Below are 17044 nucleotides of genomic sequence, written 5' to 3'. Positions count from 1 at the left end.
CGATCAACTGAAGTCCGGCCGGGGATCGCCTTCCAGGATCGCGAACAGCAGGTGGTCGCGCCAGCGGCCGTCGATCCTGAGATACTGCCGCGCATAGCCTTCCTCGGAGAATCCGCACTTGCGCAGCAGGTCGCTGCTCGGCTCGTTCTCGGGCAGGCAGGCCGCCTCGACGCGGTGAAGCCCCATCTCGCCGAAGGCCCAGTCGACGACAAGCGTGAGCGCCGCGGCCATATAGCCCCGGCGAGCGAAGCGCCGGCCCATCCAGTAGCCGGCGGAGGCCGACTGGGTAACGCCACGGCGCACGTTCGACAGCGTCAACCCGCCCAGAAGCTGGTCGTCGTCCAGGGAAAAGATGAAGAAGGCATAGGCCTGATCGGCCCGCGCATCGCGCTGATAGAGCCGGACGCGGCGGCGGAAGCTGAGACGCGAGAGCGCGTCGGCGGGCCATGTCGGTTCCCACGGCTCCAGGAACGCGCGGCTCTCGGCGCGGACCTCGGCCCACATGCGCCAGTCGTTCGCTATGGGCGGCCGCATGTAGATACGCGGCCCCTTCAGGACCGGTCGCGCGTCCTCGCTCGACATGCCCGCGAACATCGGTCCGCCGCCTCCTCCGTCAAGTGCGGTATCGTACCACAAACGGTGCGGACTGAACCTGCAATGCGGGTCTACCGGAACCGCGCCCTGAGCCGGTCATGGTCTTCCGGCCGGGCCGGGCCGATGGCCGCGACCGCCGGATCGGGCGCATGCTCGAACAGGCGGTGCGCCACACGGCGCACGGTGGCGGCGTCGACCGCATCGACGCGGGCCAGCCAATCGCCGACGTCCTGCGGCGCGCCATAGATCAGCACCTGGCGGGCGAGTTGCTCCAGCCGCGCCGCCGAGCTTTCCAGCGACATCACCATGCCGGCCTTGATCTGAGCGCGGGACCGGGCGGTTTCCTCCTCGGCGGCGTCGTGGGCCACGCGGCGGATCTCCTCGGCCAGCACCGGCACCAGCTCGCCGAGTTGCTCGGGATCGGTGGCGGCGTAGACGCCGATCATGCCGCCGTCGACCATGGAACCTGCGAAACTGAACACCGAATAGGCGAGGCCGCGGCGTTCACGCACCTCCTGGAAGAGACGCGAGGACATGCCCCCGCCCAGCAGATTCGACATCACCTGCACGGCCGTGAAGTCGGCGTCGTGATAGTCCACGCCGTCGATGCCGAGCGCCAGATGGACCTGCTCGATCCTGCGCTCGTCGATCACCGAGCCGCCGTGCCAGCGGGCGGGCTCCGGCGGTGCCATCGCCCGGGCCGGCACATGCCCGAAGCGCGCCTCGGCCAGTTTGAGGAAATCGTCGGGATCGACCGCGCCCGCGGCGGCGACCACCAGGCGGGAGGCATCGTAGCCCCGGTCCATGAATGTCTGCAGTTCATCGCGGCGGAACGCGCCGACGCGCTCGGGCCGGCCCAGGATGGAACGGCCCACGGCCTGGCCGGGAAAGGCGGCCGCCTGCAGGTTGTCGAAGATCACGTCGTCGGGCGTATCGTTGACCTGTGCGATCTCCTGGCGGATCACGTCGCGCTCGCGGCGGAGTTCGTCCTCGGGGAAGGTGGAAGCCAGCACGATGTCGGCGATCAGATCGACCGCGAGTTCCAGGTCGTCCTTCAGCACCCGGGCGTAATAGGCGGTCTGTTCCCGGCTGGTATAGGCGTTGATGTAGCCGCCCGCGCCCTCGATCTCCTCGGCGATCTGCAGCGCCGAGCGCCGGGCCGTACCCTTGAAGGCCATGTGTTCCAGCATGTGGGCGAGGCCGTTCTCCTCCTCGCGCTCGTGGCGGGCGCCGATATCGACCCAGACGCCGACGGACGTGGTCTCGACATGCGGCATGGGCGCGACGGCGACGCGCAGCCCGTTCGAAAGCGTGTGCATCGTCTCTTCGGTCATGCGGCGATCCGCGCCCGCTCGCCGATGAACTTCTGCAATGCGGCCAGATCGTTGGGCAGATCGGCGGCCCGCTCGGGCCGCTCCATCAGGTCACCGAGCCGCTCCGGCAGGGCCGGCCGGAAGCCGACGGCGCGCTCGACGGCGTCGGGGAACTTCGCCGGATGCGCGGTCGCCAGGCTGATCAGCGGCGTCTCTGCAGGCACGTCCCCGGCGGCGCGGGCCTTGCGTGCTGCCGCGGTGCCTACGGCGGTGTGCGGGTCGAGGACCTCGCCGGTCTCGGCGTGCATGCGCCGCATCTCGGCCAGTGTCTCCTCCTCGTCGATGCGGGCGGAGGCGAAGCCCGCCTGCACCTGCGCCAGGGCCGCGGGCGGAATCTCGAAGCCGCCCGACTGCCTCAGGCTGTCCATCATGGCGCGGACGCGGATCCCGTCGCGGCCGGTGATCTCGTAGAGCAGCCGCTCGAAATTGGAAGCGACCTGGATGTCCATGGACGGGCTCATCGTCGGAACCACGCCCTGCCGGCGATAGGCGCCGGTCTCGAAGAAACGATGCAGGATGTCGTTGACGTTCGCGCCCACGACCAGGCGGTCCACCGGCAGACCCATGCGCCGGGCGATATGGCCGGCGAAGACGTTGCCGAAATTGCCTGACGGCACCGAGAACGCGACGGGCCGCCGCCCCGCCCCCAGCGCCATGACGCCGTGGACGTAGTAGACGACCTGCGCGGCGACGCGGGCCCAGTTGATCGAGTTCACCGCCGAGAGGTTCATGCGGTCGCGGAAGGCGAGATCGCCGAAGGCCGCCTTGACCAGGGCCTGGCAGTCGTCGAAGTCGCCGTCGACAGCGATGGCGTGAACGTTCGCGTCCTCGACGGTCGTCATCTGCCGGCGCTGCACGTCGGACACCCGCCCCTTCGGGAACAGGATGAAGATGTCGACGGCGTCGCGGCCGCGGCAGCCCTCGATCGCCGCCGAGCCGGTATCGCCGGAGGTTGCGCCGAGGATGGTGACGCGCTCGCCGCGGCGCTTCAGGGCATGGTCGAACAGCCGGCCCAGCGCCTGCAGGGCGAAATCCTTGAACGCCAGCGTCGGCCCGTGGAACAGCTCCATCAGCCAGTCATTGGGGCCGATCTGCTTCAGCGGCGCGATCGCCGCGTGATCGAAGACGCCATAGGTGTCGCGCGTCAGGCGTTCGAGATCGCCGCGCGGCATGGCGTCGTCGACGAAGGGCGCCAGCACCGCCGCCGCGAGGCCCGCGTAGTCCAGGCCGGCCAGCCCGTCCGTGCTCAGCGCCGGCGCGGATTGGGGCACGTAGAGACCGCCGTCCCGCGCCAGGCCCGTCAGCAGGACATCCTCGAAATTCAGATCGGGGGCTTCGCCCCGCGTGCTCACATAGTTCAAGACGCTCTCACTCCGTCGCCGCCGCGTCCTTCTAGTGCAATTGCGCCGCGGGCGAAACCACGCGCGAGCGGCGCGTGCGTCGCCGCCGTGCGGCTGATAGTCTGCGGCGCTGTATCGACGAACAACGACAACAATGGGGAGTGGTTCCGATGACCTACCAGCCGTCCGTTCCCAACGATCTGGACGCCTTCTGGCTGCCCTTCACGCCCAACCGGCAATTCAAGAAGGAGCCCCGCCTGGTGGTGTCGGCGAAGGACATGCACTACACCTCCGCTGACGGTCGCCGGATCCTGGACGGCTCCGCCGGTCTCTGGTGCGTCAACGCCGGCCACGCCCGCGAGAGGATCGTGGACGCCATCAAGCGCAGCGCCGAGACGCTCGATTTCGCGCCGTCCTTCATGTACGCGAACCCGATGGCGTTCGAACTGGCGACGAAGATCGCCGAGCTCACGCCGGACCCGCTGAACCGCATCTTCTTCACCAATTCCGGCTCCGAGGCCGTCGACACGGCGCTGAAGATCGCGCTGGCGTATCACCGCGCCCGCGGCGAAGGCCAGCGCACCCGGCTGATCGGGCGGGAGCGCGGCTATCACGGCGTCGGCTTCGGCGGCATCTCGGTCGGCGGCATCGTCAAGAACCGCAATGTCTTCGGCTCCCTGCTGACCGGCGTCGATCACCTGCCCCATACCCATCTGCCGGCGAAGAACGCCTTCACGAAGGGCGAGCCGGAGCACGGCGCCGAACTGGCCGACGAATTGGAGCGGATCGTGCAGCTTCACGACCCGTCCACCGTCGCCGCGGTGATCGTCGAGCCCATGGCCGGCTCCACCGGCGTGCTGGTGCCGCCGAAGGGCTATCTGAAGCGCCTCCGGGAGATCTGCGACGCCCACGGCATCCTGCTGATCTTCGACGAGGTAATCACCGGGTTCGGCCGTCTCGGCACCGCCTTCGCAGCGCAGCGTTTCGGCGTCACGCCGGACCTGATGACCATGGCCAAGGGCCTGACCAACGCCGCCGTGCCGATGGGCGCGGTCGCCGCGCGCGACGACATCTACGAGACCTTCATGACCGGGCCGGAGCACGTGATCGAGCTGTTCCACGGCTATACCTACTCCGCCCATCCGATGGCCTGCGCCGCCGGCATCGCCGCCCTCGACCTCTACAAGGAGGAGAAGCTGTTCGACCGGGTCGCCGGACTGGAGGACTACTGGCAGGAAGCCGTCCATGGCCTGGCCGACGCGCCCAACGTCATCGACATCCGCAATATCGGCCTGGTCGGGGCCATCGAGCTGAAGGCGAAGGAGGGCGCGCCGGGCAAGCGCGGCTTCGATGCCATGGTGCGCGCCTTCGAGAAGGGCGCGATGATCCGGGTGACCGCCGATATCATCGCACTGTCGCCGCCGTTCATCATCTCGAAGGATCAGATCGACGAACTGATGGCGACCGTCCGCGAGGTGCTGGAGGACGTCGAGTAGTACGTCTGCCCGCCCCGGGACTCGATCCCGGGGCCCAGCCCCTTTGAACTCGCGTACTGGGTACCGGGGTCAAGCCCCGGTACGGGCCGGCAGTTCACAGGCGGGCATGACTACGAAGATCACGGATCGAGAGACGGGCGGCTGTTCAGCGTCTCCACGTCGAAGCCGGCTGTCATCTTGTATTGCCTGGCCGTATCGGCCAGTTCGCCCTCGCCGATGACGTCGTGTACGTCGGCGAAGCCTTCCGGCGCGCGTTCCTCGACAAGCTGCATCACCTGCTCCGGCCCGTTGCCGCGGTTCGCCAGCACGATGGCCGAGGTCGGCGGACGGCGCTCGGCGTCATAGGCCGCCAACGCGGCCGCCGGGTCGTCACGGCGCGCCAGTTCCAGCGCCAGCACGCGGCCGTCGATGATGGCCTGCGACGCGCCGTTGGAGCCGATGGGATACATCGGATGCGCGGCGTCGCCCAGCAGCGTCACCCGCCCGAAGCTCCATTGCGGGACGGGATCGCGGTCGACCATTGGGTATTCGTATATCGCCCGCGCGCCGCGGATTATCTCCGGCACGTCGAGCCAGCCGAAGTCCCAGCTCTCGAAGGCGGGCAGGAACTCCTCGATCCGGCCCGGCCGGTTCCAGTCTTCGCGCCGCCAGGGCGGGTCGGTGGGATAACGGATCTCGGCGATCCAGTTGATCAGCGCACGGCCCTCGTCCAGATGCCTGCGCGAGATCGGGTAGCAGACGAACTTCTGGTTGGCATGGCCCGCCATGACCATGGAGCGGCCCGTCAGATAGGCCGGCCCCTCCGTGGTCGCCCGCCAGAGCACACAGCCATTCCAGATCGGCGCGCCCTCATCCGGATAGAAGCCGGCGCGGACGGTCGAATGGATGCCGTCGGCGCCGATCAGGACGTCGCCCTGCACCTCGTCGCGCGCCGCGCCGCCCGAGCGGCTGCGGAAATGCGCGGTGACGCCGGCGCCGTCCTGCTCGAAGCCCGTCAGTTCGTGATCGGTCTTCAGCCGCGCCGCGCCAAGACGTTCGATCACCGCGTCGCGCAGGATCACCTGCAGTTCACCCCGGGCGATCGAGAACTGCGGCCAGTTGTAGCCGGCGTCCCGCCCGCGCGGCTCGCGCCAGATGCGCTGGCCGTGACGGTTGGCGTAGATCAGTTCGGCTGTCGGAATTGCGACTGTCTCGAGCCTTTCCGCCAGACCGAGTTCGGTCAGTTCGCGCACCGCGTGCGGCAACAGGTTGATGCCGACGCCCAGCGCCTGGATCTCGGGCACCGCCTCGAACACCGTGCACTCGATACCGGCCCTGTGCAGGCTGAGCGCCGTGACCAGGCCGCCGATGCCGCCGCCCGCGATCAGTACCTTCATTCCCTGACCCCTCCCGCCGCTTCGCCCTCGTTCTCGCCGCCATAGATCGCCGCCGCCGGCATCCAGCCGGCACGGCCGTCGATGCTGAGGCGGCACCAGCCGGCGCGGCACAGTTCCAGCGTGCCGATGATGCGCCGCTCAGCATAGAGCACGATTTCGGCCGCCGGCGACGGCTCCCGTTTCAGCGGCGTCAGATCCTGCATTACCATCGCCGTGCGCCGGCCCGACAGCAGGCTCTTGTGCAGCCAGCCCTCCCCGCCCCAGGGATCGCGCACGGCGCGCCAGTGGCCCCATTCGTCGACGATCTGCACCGGCAGGTGCTCGCGGCGGTAGACCCAGCGTACGGGGTAGTCGGTGCCCGGGCCCGCGCGCAGGTTCGCCCTGTCCGCCTTCACGGAGACGAAACGGGGCAGCGACAGACCGGTTTCCGATCCGGTCTCGGCCGCCGGGGCGGCAACCGGAAGCAGGCCGACTAGAAGAAGGAAAGCGAACCGGACGCGCAGCATCAGCCTAGATGGTCCGATTCGGGCGCCCGGTCAAAATGCGGCGTCAGTCCTTCGGCTCCCGCATGCGCTCCAGCACGCGCCGGGCGATGCGCCCGGCCTTCTCGGTCCGGGGCGTCTCGGGTGCGGCCGTGATCTCGACGAAGTCGATGTCGGCGCGCAACGCCTCCGACTGGCGGCGTACCGTCTCCCCGGTCCGGCGGGCAGCGCCGCGGGCCGCGGGAAGTACATGGTCGCGCGTCACTTCCGCCGCCTTCGCGCGGATGGCCGGATCGCTGGCGATCCGTCTCGCGGCGTGAAACAGCAGACTTCGAACGAAAGGCATCACTCCACTCCGAATCGATGCTGATCCTGGAACGGCATTATAACGTCCGTCATGTCAACGGCGAAGACTCACCGAACTCTCTGTCACACAAGGCAATCCGCGCTTCAATCCGCAAGGTTCATCGCTATATATGCCAGTCGAGGGGAGCGCATCGCGCAGCGCCGATCGCCAGAAAATTGGACCGGGAAGCCAGCAACGCATGATGTATCTGATGGTGGCCGCGGGCCTGATCCTGCTCCTGCTGGGTGGCGAGGCGCTGGTTCGCGCCGCCGTGACGCTGGCCGACCGTCTGGGAGTTTCGAAGCTGATCATCGGGCTGACCGTGGTCGCTTTCGGCACCTCGGCGCCGGAACTTCTGGTCTGCGTCCAGGCAGTGCTGGAGGACGCCCCGGCCATCGCCATCGGCAATATCGTCGGCTCCAACATCGCCAACATCCTGCTGGTCGTCGGCGCCCCGGCGCTGATCGCGCCGTTCTACTGCGCAAAGAGCACGATGAAGCGGGAAGGCACCGCGATGCTGGGCGCGACGCTAATCCTGATCGCCTTCATGGCGCTCGACTCCCTGCGCGTCTGGTCGGGCGCGCTGCTTTTCGCCCTGCTTCTGCTCTTCCTCTACACCGCTTATCGAAGCGCCCGCCGCAGCAGTGCCGGCAGCTACGCCGAGGAGGTCGAGGAACTCAGCGAGGGGGTCCCGCGCTCGGGCGTGGCCATCGCCGCCCTGCTCGTCCTCGGGCTGGCCGGTCTGGTCGCCGGCTCCGGTCTGCTGGTCGACGGCGCGCGCGAAATCGCGCTGGCCGCCGGACTGTCGGAGACGGTCATCGGCATCACACTGGTCGCCCTCGGCACTTCCCTGCCGGAACTGGCGACATCCATCGTCGCCGCCATGCGCCGCCACGGCGACGTCGCAATCGGCAATGTCATAGGCTCCAACCTGTTCAACATCCTGGGCATCCTGGGGATCACCGCCATGGTCGCGCCCATTCCGGTGCCGCCCCAGATCATGCTGTTCGACGTCTGGGTTATGCTGGCCTGCGCAGTAGTGCTGTTCCCGCTGGCCTTCGCGCGGCTACCGGTCGGACGGGCCGCGGGCGCGGTCTTCCTCCTCGGCTACGGCGCCTATGTCTGGGCGCAGTTCGCCGGCCTCTCCGGCATGCCGATCGACAAGATGGCGGGGGGCTGATGACGGCGGCGGGCGCGGCCCTGGTCACCGGCGCCGCGAAACGAATCGGCCGCGCCATCGCCCTCGCTCTGGCCGGGGACGGCCGCCCCGTCGCGATCCACTACAACGGCTCGCAGGCGGAGGCCGAGGCCACGGTGCGCGAGATCGAGGCCGCCGGGGGCCGCGCGGCGGCGCTGCAGGCCGATCTGGCGGATCACGACGCAGTATTGGGCCTCGCGGCGGCCGCGGCGGCAAGGCTCGGCTGTCCGGTCGAGGTGCTGGTCAACAACGCCTCGCTGTTCGAAAACGACAACATTCGCAGCGTCAGCCGGGAAAGCTTCGATCGCCACATGGCGGTCAACCTGCGCGCGCCGCTGTTCCTGGCCCAGGGCTTCGCGGCGGCCCTGCCGGAAGACCGCAGGGGCAATATCATCAACCTGATCGACATGCGGGTCTGGAAGCCAACCCCGGGCTTCATGTCCTATACTCTCAGCAAGGCCGGCCTGGAGATGCTGACCCGCACCCTGGCCATGGGCCTGGCGCCCGGGATCAGGGTGAACGCCATCGGGCCGGGTCCCGTACTGGCCAACGAACGCCAGACCGATGAGCAGTTCGCGCGGCAATGGCGTTCGACCCTGCTCCGCCGCGGCGCCGAGCCTGAGGAAATCGCCGAGGGCGTCCGGTTCATCCTCTCGGCGCCCTCGCTGACGGGACAGATGATCGCGCTCGACGGCGGCCAGCACATTCCGTGGCCGCCGGCGCGGGCCGGCGACGACAGCCTGGACGGCTGAAGCGCGCCTGCGCGGCGAATGTGACAGCAGTGAAAACTTTGTCTTTTCGCGGAAGGTTCCGGTTGACACGGGCGGAATTCTTTCACACCGGCGTCGCCCTCCTCGCCAAACCCGCAGAATCCCGGCGATCACGCCGCAATCGCGTCACATTCATCATTCTCGATAAATTTTATCTAATAATATCAATATGTTGAATTGACTGCATATTTTTTGTGCAACGTAAGGAAAGCGCAATAAAATCGGTGTGATAGTCGTGCGTCCCGAAAACCGCCAACAGAGTTATCCACAGAATTGGTGGATACCGGCGGGTCGCTTTTTCTGTTGCATGCCTGTCATACTGGCATCCGGCGCGGCGGTCAGCGGATCTCCCGCAGCCAACCGGCCAGCGCCTGGCCGATCTCGTCGGGGCTGTCTTCCTGGACGAAATGGCTGCCCCTGACGGTGACTTCCGTCTGGTTCTTCCAGCTTCGGCAGAACTCGCGCTGCGCCCCGATCAGGATCGCTCCGGGCTCCGCGTTGACGAAAAGTTTCGGCAGCTCGTTCTCCGCCATCCAGTCCGCATAGTCGCCGACGATGGCGACCACGTCCTCGGGTTCGCCGTCGAGCGGAATCTGCCGCGGCCAGGTCAGCGTCGGCCGCCGACCCTCGCCGGGCTCTGCGAAGGGCCGGCGATAGACGGCCATTTCGTCCTCCGTCAGGCCGCGCAGCACCGACCCCGGCAGCACGCGTTCGACGAAGGTGTTCTTGTCCAGCACCATCTTCTCGCCGGCCTCCGAACGGAAACCTTCGAAGACCGGACGGGCGTCCTGGTTGAACTCGTCCCAGTCCATGGGGCGCACGATGGCCTCCATGTAGCAGATGCCCTGCACCGCCCCGCGATGGCGGTTGGCCCAGTCGAAACCCAGCGCCGAACCCCAGTCGTGAATGACGAAGACCGCGTTGCGCTCAACACCTACGGCCTCGAGGAAGCCATCCAGATACCGCCGATGCTCCACGAAGCGGTAACGGTCGGGTCCGGAATCAGGCAGCTTCTCGGAATCGCCCATGCCGATCAGGTCCGGCGCGATGCAGCGGCCCAGCCCGGCGGCGTGGGGCATGATGTTGCGCCAGAGATAGGAGGAGGTCGGGTTGCCGTGCAGGAAGACGACCGGATCGCCTTCGCCCATCTCCACATAGGCCATCTTGCGGCCATGGACAGTGACCGTCTGCTTCGGATGCTCGTCTGCCGATGGCGCCATGATCTCGTCCCTCCTGAGTGTGCGATCTGACAACTCGTGCGTCCTGCGCCGGAGGTCAAGCCGAACCGCGGCGGACAGTCGGAAAAAAGGGCGGATGCCAGGGTTCGGAGGGAGGGATGGCATCCGCCCAGTTCCGGAACGGATTCAATCGCGTTCCGGCAGGGGACCGGTGATCGGGAACAGGCTACATGGCGCCGACGGCCAACGCCGGCCGGTAGCCGATGAACTGGCCGGTGGGGTCCTGGACCATGGTCTGGGCGGCGCGCGGGGTCATGACCCGCTCCTTCGCCGAGGCCGTGCCCGCGGTGTCGTCGCAGGCGGAAGCGACGCCGAGACCGGCGAACATGACGCCGGCGATCAGCCACAGACCCAGATGTTCAGCAACGATGCGCTTCATTCTACCCTCGCTCGCGGGCCTTCGAACCCGCTGGTTAATACGTCGATAACCGCGATATGGGTGGCTGAAATAGCAAATCAATATATATCGAAACGATATAGAGACACATTTTTGTGAGCAGGCCGCAAGCCCGCTCCGAGGCGCCTGAACGGATCAGCCGCGGCCTGTCCGGAGGACGTGGGCGTGATTGGCGTCGTAGAGCGCGGAATCCCTGAAGCCGTGGGCTGCGAGCGCCGGCCCGACCAGGATCAGCGCCGTGCGCGTGATCTTGGCCGCCCGTACCCTGGCGCGGATATCGGCCAGGGTGCCGTGGATGAACTGCTGATCCGGCCAGCCCACGCGATAGGCGACGACGACGGGGCAGTCGGCGCCGTAATGCGGCGTCAATCGCGCTTCGACCTCGCGCAGATTGCGCACCGAAAGATGGATGGCCAGCGTCGCGCCGGTGCGGCCGATGGTGTCCAGATCCTCGCCGGGCGGCATCGCCGAGGCCTTCATCGATGTCCGGGTCAGCACCACCGTCTGGGCGATCTCCGGCACCGTCAGCTCCTTGCCGATGGCGGCGGCGGCGGCGGCAAAGGCCGGCACCCCCGGAATCACCTGCCAATCGATGCCGAGTGCATCGAGACGGCGAATCTGCTCGGCGATGGCGCCGTAGAGCGACGGGTCGCCGGAATGCACGCGGGCGACGTCCTGCCCCCTTTCATCGGCCGCCTGCAGCTCGGCGACGATCCGGTCCAGTGTCATGGGCGCAGTGTCCATCACCGCCGCCCCCTCGGGCGCAGCCTCGACCACGGCCGCCGGCACCAGCGAACCGGCATAGAGGCAGACGGGACAGGACCGAATCAGCCGCAGACCCTTGACGGTGATGAGTTCAGGGTCCCCGGGGCCGGCGCCGATGAAATAGACGGTCATGCGCTTTCCTCCTTGGCGGCGTAGCCGCGCGGTGTGTAGACGCGCGTCCGGCCGGCGGCGCGATAGGTCCGGCTGGCCGTCGAGCCGACAAGCACGACGGTCAGCATGTCGACCTCGTCGACGCTCAGCGCCCCCAGCGTGGTGACGCGGACAGCCTCCGCCGGACGCCCCAGGTCGGTCGCCAGAACAACCGGCGTTTCCGGCGGGCGGCGGATCAGCAGGATGTCGCGCGCCTCGGCGAGCTGATGGCGGCGGCGGCGGGAGACGGGATTGTAGAAGGCGACGACGAAGTCGCCGGCGGCGGCGGCCTCGACGCGGGCGCGGATCGTCTCCCAGGGCGTCAGCAGGTCCGACAGGGAGACGGTGCAGAAGTCATGGCCCAGCGGCGCGCCGATCCGGGCGGCCGCGGCCTGCAGCGCCGAGATGCCCGGGCTGACATTGACGGCAACCCGGCGGGCGGCGTCGGAGACCTTCCCCTCGGCGACCAGTTCCTCCACCAGCGCCGCCATGGCGTAGATGCCGGCATCGCCCGACGAGACCAGCGCCACCCGCCGGCCCTTCCCCGCCTGTTCCAGGGCCCAAGCGCAGCGCGCCGTCTCCTCGCCCAGAGGGAAGGCGGTGATACGGGCGCGCGGCGCAATGTCGGCTATCAGGTCAAGATAGAGGCCGTAGCCGACGATCTCCTCGGCGGCGGCGATCAGGCGGGCGGCCTCCGGCGTGCGCCAGGCCGGCGTCCCCGGCCCGATGCCCACGACGTCGAGCCGGCCCGGCGCGCGGCCGATCCGGTTGGCGTCCAGCACCGCCGGCGCACGAGCGACCGCGACCGTGGCGTTCGCCGATTTCCGCTTCTCGACCACCAGAATACCCTCGGGTCCCGCGCCAGCCAGGGCCGCGGCCTCGGCAACGCCGTGACAGCCGACCTCGGCGAACACGACGTCGGAGGGGTTGGCGAGGCGCGGCGTCTCGGCCTCCAGCGTGGCCGCGTCGAAAAGCCGGAATGGCAGGTCGAGTTCGGCCGCCAGCGCCAGGATCGCCGACTCGTCGGCCTTGATGTCGATCGAGGCAATGCAGGCCGCCGCCCCCGAGGCGACCTCCGCGACTGCCAGGGCCGACACCACCAGATCGCGCAGTTCCTCTGGCGGGCAGTCCCGGGCGCAGCCGACGCCGATCACATGCCCCTGCGGATGGTAGACCAGCGTCCGCTCGTCGCCGGCCGCCGGGGCGTGGGTCCCGATCAGCCGCACGTCATCGCCAGCGGGGATGGCGTCGGCCGGCCAGGGCAGTTCGCCCTCGGTCGCCGCGCCGCCGCCGGCCACCAGCGCCGCCATCACGCTTTTCGCGTTTGCCGGATTGGCCAGCCGCCAGCCCGCAGGCGGCGCGTCCAGCGCCAGGCCGAAGGCCGCCTCCCCCGCCGTGGTCAGCGCCGCGTGACCTCCGACCGACTCGGCGATCCGCCGGGCCAGTTCGTTCGCGCCGCGGTGACCGCCAAGCAATGGGACGACGCTTGCCCCGTCACCGGAGACGGCCAGCACCGGCGGCTCCGCGCGTTTGTCCGTGAGGTGCGGCCCGAGGGCGCGGATCAGGATGCCGGCGGCACAGACTCCGATCACGGGCCGGCCGGCGAGAAAGAGCGCAGCGACGTGTTCGGCCACGCGGTCGAACCTGTGATCGGTCTCACTGACGCGCGCCCCAAGTCCGTGGATCTCGGCCCCTAGCGGGGCCGCAAGCCGGCGGGCCAGAGCCGCGCCTTTCTCATCCAGAACGATGATCGCAGGAGTCATTTCAGGCTGCTCCGGTGCGCGACGATCAATGCGAAATACGGCAAGGTCTCATCCGTCCACGCCGCCAGCGGGACGATCTTTTCGGCCGGCATCGACGCCTCCAGCACCGCCACTGCGTCCGCCAGCATGCCTGCTTCGGACAGCGCGCGGCGCACCTTGTCCAGATGACGGCCGGTCTTGAGGATCGCGGCGCAGTCCGCCACCGCCAGCCGTGCGGCCAGTTCGGGTTCGGTCAGGGTCGCAGGGATCAACGTCAGAACCTCGTCGCGGCGCACCAGCGGCAGCCGCGCGGCGGCGGCCGCCGCCACGACCGAAGGCAAGCCCGGCACGATCTCGATCTCGCAGTGCCCGGCGAGCCGCTCCATGAGCTGGATGAATGAGCCGTAGAGCAGCGGATCGCCCTCGCAGAGCACCGCAACGTCCATCTCCCGGGCCAGGCAGCATTCGATGCGCGCCGCCGCGGCGTCATAGGCGTCACCCGCCAATTCCGGGTCGGGCCGCATGGGCAGCGCAATGGGCAATTCCTCGACGCCGACGGGGACCGCCGGATCGGCGGTCCGGCGCGCCCGCGAGGGCCGGCCATCCGCCTCTATGAAGGCCACTGCCCGGCACGCGGCAATGACATGGTGCGCGCGGAAGGTCATGAGGTCCGGGTCGCCCGGGCCGACGCCGACACCGTAGAGCCGCCCCGTCACCGTTTCACCGCCGACCACTGCATGACCGGCATGGCCGGCCGCCAGCCGGTCATGGTCCCGACCGGCGCGGCGCGCTCGACGGCGATGCGCACCAGCTCGCCGCCATGATCGCGGTAGGCCCGCTGCAGCTCGGCCTGCCCTTCCAGCGTGACCGCGTTGGCCACGATCCGCCCGCCCGCCGCCAGCGCCGCCCGGCAGGCCGGGATCACTGCGGGGTCCGAGACCCCGCCGCCCACGAATATCGCGTCGGGCCGCGGCAGACCCGCCAGCGCAGCAGGCGCGCGGCCGTCGATCAGTTCGAGTTCGGGCACGCCCAGCGCGATGGCGTTGTCCGCGGCCATGGCGCGGCGGCCGGCATCGGGCTCCAGCGCGACCGCTCGCGCTTCCGGCGCGGCGCGCATCCATTCGATTGCGACCGAGCCGCAGCCGGCGCCGACGTCCCAGAGCAACGCATCCCGATGCGGCGCGAGCTTCGCCAGCGTGATCGCGCGGACCTCCCGCTTGGTCATCTTGCCGTCGTGACGGAACAGATCGTCGGCGAGACCCGGCGTGCGCGGCACGGGCGCGAGGCCCGGATCGGCCACGCATTCGACCGCCATGGTGTTGAGGTCCGGGATCGCCGGTCCCCAGTCGGCGGCGAGCGCCTCGCTGCGGCTCTCCTTCGGCCCGCCGACATGTCCGAAGACGGTCATGCGGCTCTGGCCATAGCCCGTCTCGGCCAGCATCTTCGCGACCTGCGGCGGCGTCTCCGCATCGCCCGAGAGCGCAATGATCCTGAGCCCCGGGGCGGGCCAGGCCCGGAAACGGTCGGCCGGGCGGCCATGCAGGCTGATGCACTCGACGTCCGGCAGCGACCAGCCCATGCGCGCCGCGATCAGGCTGAAGGCCGACGGCGCCGGCGCGATCACCATCTCCTCGATCGGCACATGCCGAAGCAGCTTGGCGGCGACGCCGAAGTTGAGCGGATCGCCCGTGGCCAGCACGGCCACGCGGCGGCCGCGAAACTCGCCGATGCGTTCGGCCAGATGCTTCAGCGGCCGGGTCCAGGTGAGGCGCTCGCGGCCGTCCTCGGGGAACATGGCCAGATGCCGTTCGCCGCCGATCAGCACCTCGGCATCATCGACCAGGCGTCGCGACGACGGCGGCAGCGCGGCCGCGCCTTCCTCGGTGACGCCGACGACGGAAAGCCAGGGCCCGGTCATGGCCGCGCCGCCAGGATGGCGAGCGCGTTGACCGCCGCCGAGGCCATGGCGCTGCCGCCGCGCCTGCCCTGCAGCGTCAGGAACGGCACACAGCGGGAGTGGCGCGCCAGCTCGGCCTTCGATTCGGCCGCGCCGACGAAGCCGACCGGAAAGCCCAGGATCGCGGCCGGCCGCGGCCAGCCTTCGTCCAGAAGTTCCAGCAGGTGGAACAGCGCCGTCGGCGCGTTACCGATGGCGACGACTGCGCCATCGAGCCGGGGCCGCCACAACTCAACCGCCGCAGCCGAGCGGGTATTGGCGATTTCCTTCGCCCGCGCAGGGGTTTCGGGCGCAGCGATCGACGTCAGCACCTCGTTCTCCGCCGGCAGCAGGCGTCGAATGACGCCGGCGCGGACCATCTCGCAATCGCAGAGCACCGGCGCGCCGCGGCGGAGCGCCGCCGTGGCCCGCTCCACCAGGTCATCGGAGCCCTCGATATCGGGCGCGATCTCGACCATGCCAGAGGCGTGGATCAGACGCACCGCGACCGGCCAGAGCGCCGCCGGCAGCCCCGAGAGATCGGCCTCGGCCTCCACGGTGGCGAAGGAGCGGTCGTAGATCGCCTGCGGATCCCGCTCGTAATCGAGCGCCACGATGCTCACCCCGTCTTCTTCATGCTGCGCGGCCCGAGCGGGTGATCGGCATGTGGATAGGGGTGATGATGGCCATGGCCATGAGAATGGCCGTGATCGTGGCCATGATCATGGTCGTGTTCGTGGTGGTGGTGATGTCCGCCGCCGTCGCCGGAACCGATTCCCTCGACATGGTGGTGGTGGCTTTCCTGCGGCAGGCCGACCTCCGCCTCGAAACCCAGCACCTGCGCGCGGTACTTGCACATCTGACAGTTCATGAGGTTGGCGCCGTCGACGATCTCGTGGACACGATCGACGAAGGTGTCGATCACCTTCGGATGGTCGTTGAGATAGCCCGCCTTGATGAACTCGATGCCGGGATGGCACGCCGCGACCTGGTCGGTGTAGCCGTAGATCCGCTCCACCAGGATGCCCGTGAACAGGAAATACGGAAAGACGACGATCCGGCGATAGCCGAGCTTCACGGCGTGCTCCAGGGCCGGTTCGACCAGCGGGAAGGTAACGCCCGAATAGGCCACCTCGCACCAGCCGAAGCCCATGCCTTCCCAGAGCATCCGGGCCATCTTGGCGACGTTGGAGTTGGCGTCCGGATCGGAGGCGCCTCGGCCGACCACGACCAGCAGCGTCTCCTCGCGCGGGACGTCGCCGCCCGCCGCCGCCAGCGCTTCGGCCACGCGGTCGCCGGCAGCCTGCAGCATCTTCAGGTCGACCGCGAGTTCCCGCCCATAGGCAATCTCCAGCCCGTTCTGCGCGGCATAGGTGTTCAGGACCGACGGGATGTCGTTCTTGGCGTGACCGGCCGCGAACAGCATGCCGGGCACGGCCAGCACCCTTTCGACGCCGCGTCCGCGCAAGGCGTCCAGACCGTCACGGATCACCGGCGTGGCGAACTCCAGATAGCCATAGTCCACGGGGGTGCCGGGAAACCGCTCCCGCAGGCGATGGGACAGCTGGGCGAACTCGTCGACGGCGCGCTGATCGCGGCTGCCATGGCCGCAGATCATGATCCCGGTCTTGTCCGGCAGAGTGCTGGTCATGGCAATCGTCCCCTTCCCGCGGTTCACGGACGCCACGGGCGGGGACCGGCCCGTTTCACGGGGCCAGCTGAAAGCTGGACGGTTCCGGACTTGGCCCCCTGATTGGGTCGACCGCACCGGAGTCGTTTCCAGCCCCTGCCGGGGCGCCATCCGAGCGCCCCTCATAACGGAGCCGGCCCCGTGCTGGCAA

Annotated in this window: 17 protein-coding genes; 3 read left to right on the top strand and 14 right to left on the bottom strand. The window is 68.9% G+C overall.

The features are described from left to right. Positions 1 to 3 precede the first annotated feature (3 nt). The 3 genes from CWC60_RS19835 to thrC all read right to left on the bottom strand — a co-directional run bounded on the left by CWC60_RS19835 (position 4) and on the right by thrC (position 3328). A complete protein-coding gene (locus CWC60_RS19835; protein ID WP_109795660.1) occupies positions 4 to 594 on the bottom strand; it encodes a GNAT family N-acetyltransferase in 591 nt (196 codons plus the stop codon). A 71-nt stretch (positions 595 to 665) separates the two neighbouring features. Further along, complete coding sequence (locus CWC60_RS19830) at positions 666 to 1928, bottom strand: M16 family metallopeptidase (RefSeq protein WP_109795659.1); 1263 nt, start codon at positions 1926 to 1928, stop codon at positions 666 to 668. Further along, positions 1925 to 3328 (bottom strand): threonine synthase, encoded by a 1404-nt coding sequence (gene thrC / locus CWC60_RS19825; protein WP_109795658.1) that lies wholly within the window; start codon positions 3326 to 3328, stop codon positions 1925 to 1927. The genes CWC60_RS19830 and thrC overlap by 4 nt, the downstream gene beginning before the upstream one ends. 149 nt (positions 3329 to 3477) lie before the next feature. On the opposite strand from thrC, the gene aptA reads away from it, so the two are divergent. Next, positions 3478 to 4803, top strand: a complete 1326-nt coding sequence (aptA, locus tag CWC60_RS19820) for an omega-aminotransferase AptA (RefSeq protein WP_109795657.1) — start codon at positions 3478 to 3480, stop codon at positions 4801 to 4803. Between the two features lie 119 nt (positions 4804 to 4922). Here the strand turns inward: aptA and CWC60_RS19815 are convergent, their stop codons facing one another. From CWC60_RS19815 to CWC60_RS19805, 3 genes are read right to left on the bottom strand one after another with little or no spacing between them, the layout of a single operon-like run. Beyond that, positions 4923 to 6179: a flavin-dependent oxidoreductase gene (locus tag CWC60_RS19815; RefSeq protein ID WP_109795656.1), complete on the bottom strand. Its 1257-nt coding sequence runs from the start codon at positions 6177 to 6179 to the stop codon at positions 4923 to 4925. Further along, positions 6176 to 6685, bottom strand: coding sequence for an SH3 domain-containing protein (locus CWC60_RS23765; protein WP_164516652.1), 510 nt, complete (start codon positions 6683 to 6685; stop codon positions 6176 to 6178). The genes CWC60_RS19815 and CWC60_RS23765 overlap by 4 nt, the downstream gene beginning before the upstream one ends. A gap of 43 nt (positions 6686 to 6728) precedes the next feature. Beyond that, positions 6729 to 7007 carry a hypothetical protein gene (locus CWC60_RS19805; protein WP_109795655.1) on the bottom strand — a complete coding sequence of 93 codons (279 nt, stop codon included), beginning with the start codon at positions 7005 to 7007 and terminating at the stop codon, positions 6729 to 6731. A gap of 199 nt (positions 7008 to 7206) precedes the next feature. Here CWC60_RS19805 and CWC60_RS19800 point away from each other — a divergent pair, with 199 nt between their 5' ends. Then, positions 7207 to 8187, top strand: coding sequence for a calcium/sodium antiporter (locus CWC60_RS19800; protein WP_109795654.1), 981 nt, complete (start codon positions 7207 to 7209; stop codon positions 8185 to 8187). Continuing rightward, complete coding sequence (locus CWC60_RS19795; RefSeq protein ID WP_109795653.1) at positions 8187 to 8957, top strand: SDR family oxidoreductase; 771 nt, start codon at positions 8187 to 8189, stop codon at positions 8955 to 8957. Before CWC60_RS19800 ends, CWC60_RS19795 begins: the two co-directional genes overlap by 1 nt. A 356-nt stretch (positions 8958 to 9313) precedes the next feature. Here the strand turns inward: CWC60_RS19795 and CWC60_RS19790 are convergent, their stop codons facing one another. From CWC60_RS19790 to CWC60_RS19755, 8 genes are all read right to left on the bottom strand, one after another. Continuing rightward, positions 9314 to 10195: a haloalkane dehalogenase gene (locus CWC60_RS19790; protein WP_109795652.1), complete on the bottom strand. Its 882-nt coding sequence runs from the start codon at positions 10193 to 10195 to the stop codon at positions 9314 to 9316. Between the two features lie 184 nt (positions 10196 to 10379). Then, positions 10380 to 10592 carry a hypothetical protein gene (locus tag CWC60_RS19785; RefSeq protein ID WP_109795651.1) on the bottom strand — a complete coding sequence of 71 codons (213 nt, stop codon included), beginning with the start codon at positions 10590 to 10592 and terminating at the stop codon, positions 10380 to 10382. A gap of 153 nt (positions 10593 to 10745) precedes the next feature. After that, the gene (cobM, locus tag CWC60_RS19780) at positions 10746 to 11507 is read right to left on the bottom strand and encodes a precorrin-4 C(11)-methyltransferase (protein WP_109795650.1); all 762 of its coding nucleotides are present in this window, start codon (positions 11505 to 11507) and stop codon (positions 10746 to 10748) included. Beyond that, on the bottom strand, positions 11504 to 13288 hold the full coding sequence (cobJ, locus tag CWC60_RS19775; protein WP_109795649.1) for a precorrin-3B C(17)-methyltransferase: 1785 nt from the start codon (positions 13286 to 13288) through the stop codon (positions 11504 to 11506). Before cobJ ends, cobM begins: the two co-directional genes overlap by 4 nt. Next, entirely contained in the window at positions 13285 to 13983 is a 699-nt protein-coding gene (gene cobI, locus CWC60_RS19770; RefSeq protein WP_125182832.1) for a precorrin-2 C(20)-methyltransferase, read from the bottom strand. The genes cobJ and cobI overlap by 4 nt, the downstream gene beginning before the upstream one ends. Further along, positions 13980 to 15185, bottom strand: coding sequence for a precorrin-6y C5,15-methyltransferase (decarboxylating) subunit CbiE (gene cbiE / locus CWC60_RS19765; RefSeq protein WP_109795647.1), 1206 nt, complete (start codon positions 15183 to 15185; stop codon positions 13980 to 13982). Before cbiE ends, cobI begins: the two co-directional genes overlap by 4 nt. After that, entirely contained in the window at positions 15182 to 15817 is a 636-nt protein-coding gene (locus CWC60_RS19760; RefSeq protein ID WP_109795707.1) for a precorrin-8X methylmutase, read from the bottom strand. The genes cbiE and CWC60_RS19760 overlap by 4 nt, the downstream gene beginning before the upstream one ends. A 5-nt stretch (positions 15818 to 15822) precedes the next feature. After that, positions 15823 to 16854, bottom strand: a complete 1032-nt coding sequence (locus CWC60_RS19755) for a sirohydrochlorin chelatase (protein WP_109795706.1) — start codon at positions 16852 to 16854, stop codon at positions 15823 to 15825. Between the last annotated feature and the right edge of the window lie 190 nt (positions 16855 to 17044).

Origin of the sequence: Minwuia thermotolerans (assembly GCF_002924445.1) — a bacterium.
GTDB classification, from domain to species: Bacteria; Pseudomonadota; Alphaproteobacteria; order Minwuiales; family Minwuiaceae; genus Minwuia; species Minwuia thermotolerans.
The sequence above is the reverse complement of the archived record's forward strand: the minus strand, read 5'-3'. Positions and strand labels throughout refer to the sequence as shown.

Bases quoted from the DNA above. Each gene is read 5' to 3' on its own strand.
- CWC60_RS19835 (WP_109795660.1), bottom strand. From the start codon at position 594: ATGTTCGCGGGCATGTCGAGCGAGGACGCGCGACCGGTCCTGAAGGGG.
- CWC60_RS19830 (WP_109795659.1), bottom strand. From the start codon at position 1,928: ATGACCGAAGAGACGATGCACACGCTTTCGAACGGGCTGCGCGTCGCC.
- aptA (WP_109795657.1), top strand. From the start codon at position 3,478: ATGACCTACCAGCCGTCCGTTCCCAACGATCTGGACGCCTTCTGGCTG.
- CWC60_RS19815 (WP_109795656.1), bottom strand. From the start codon at position 6,179: ATGAAGGTACTGATCGCGGGCGGCGGCATCGGCGGCCTGGTCACGGCG.
- CWC60_RS23765 (WP_164516652.1), bottom strand. From the start codon at position 6,685: ATGCTGCGCGTCCGGTTCGCTTTCCTTCTTCTAGTCGGCCTGCTTCCG.
- CWC60_RS19805 (WP_109795655.1), bottom strand. From the start codon at position 7,007: ATGCCTTTCGTTCGAAGTCTGCTGTTTCACGCCGCGAGACGGATCGCC.
- CWC60_RS19800 (WP_109795654.1), top strand. From the start codon at position 7,207: ATGATGTATCTGATGGTGGCCGCGGGCCTGATCCTGCTCCTGCTGGGT.
- CWC60_RS19795 (WP_109795653.1), top strand. From the start codon at position 8,187: ATGACGGCGGCGGGCGCGGCCCTGGTCACCGGCGCCGCGAAACGAATC.
- CWC60_RS19790 (WP_109795652.1), bottom strand. From the start codon at position 10,195: ATGGCGCCATCGGCAGACGAGCATCCGAAGCAGACGGTCACTGTCCAT.
- CWC60_RS19785 (WP_109795651.1), bottom strand. From the start codon at position 10,592: ATGAAGCGCATCGTTGCTGAACATCTGGGTCTGTGGCTGATCGCCGGC.
- cobM (WP_109795650.1), bottom strand. From the start codon at position 11,507: ATGACCGTCTATTTCATCGGCGCCGGCCCCGGGGACCCTGAACTCATC.
- cobJ (WP_109795649.1), bottom strand. From the start codon at position 13,288: ATGACTCCTGCGATCATCGTTCTGGATGAGAAAGGCGCGGCTCTGGCC.
- cbiE (WP_109795647.1), bottom strand. From the start codon at position 15,185: ATGACCGGGCCCTGGCTTTCCGTCGTCGGCGTCACCGAGGAAGGCGCG.
- CWC60_RS19755 (WP_109795706.1), bottom strand. From the start codon at position 16,854: ATGACCAGCACTCTGCCGGACAAGACCGGGATCATGATCTGCGGCCAT.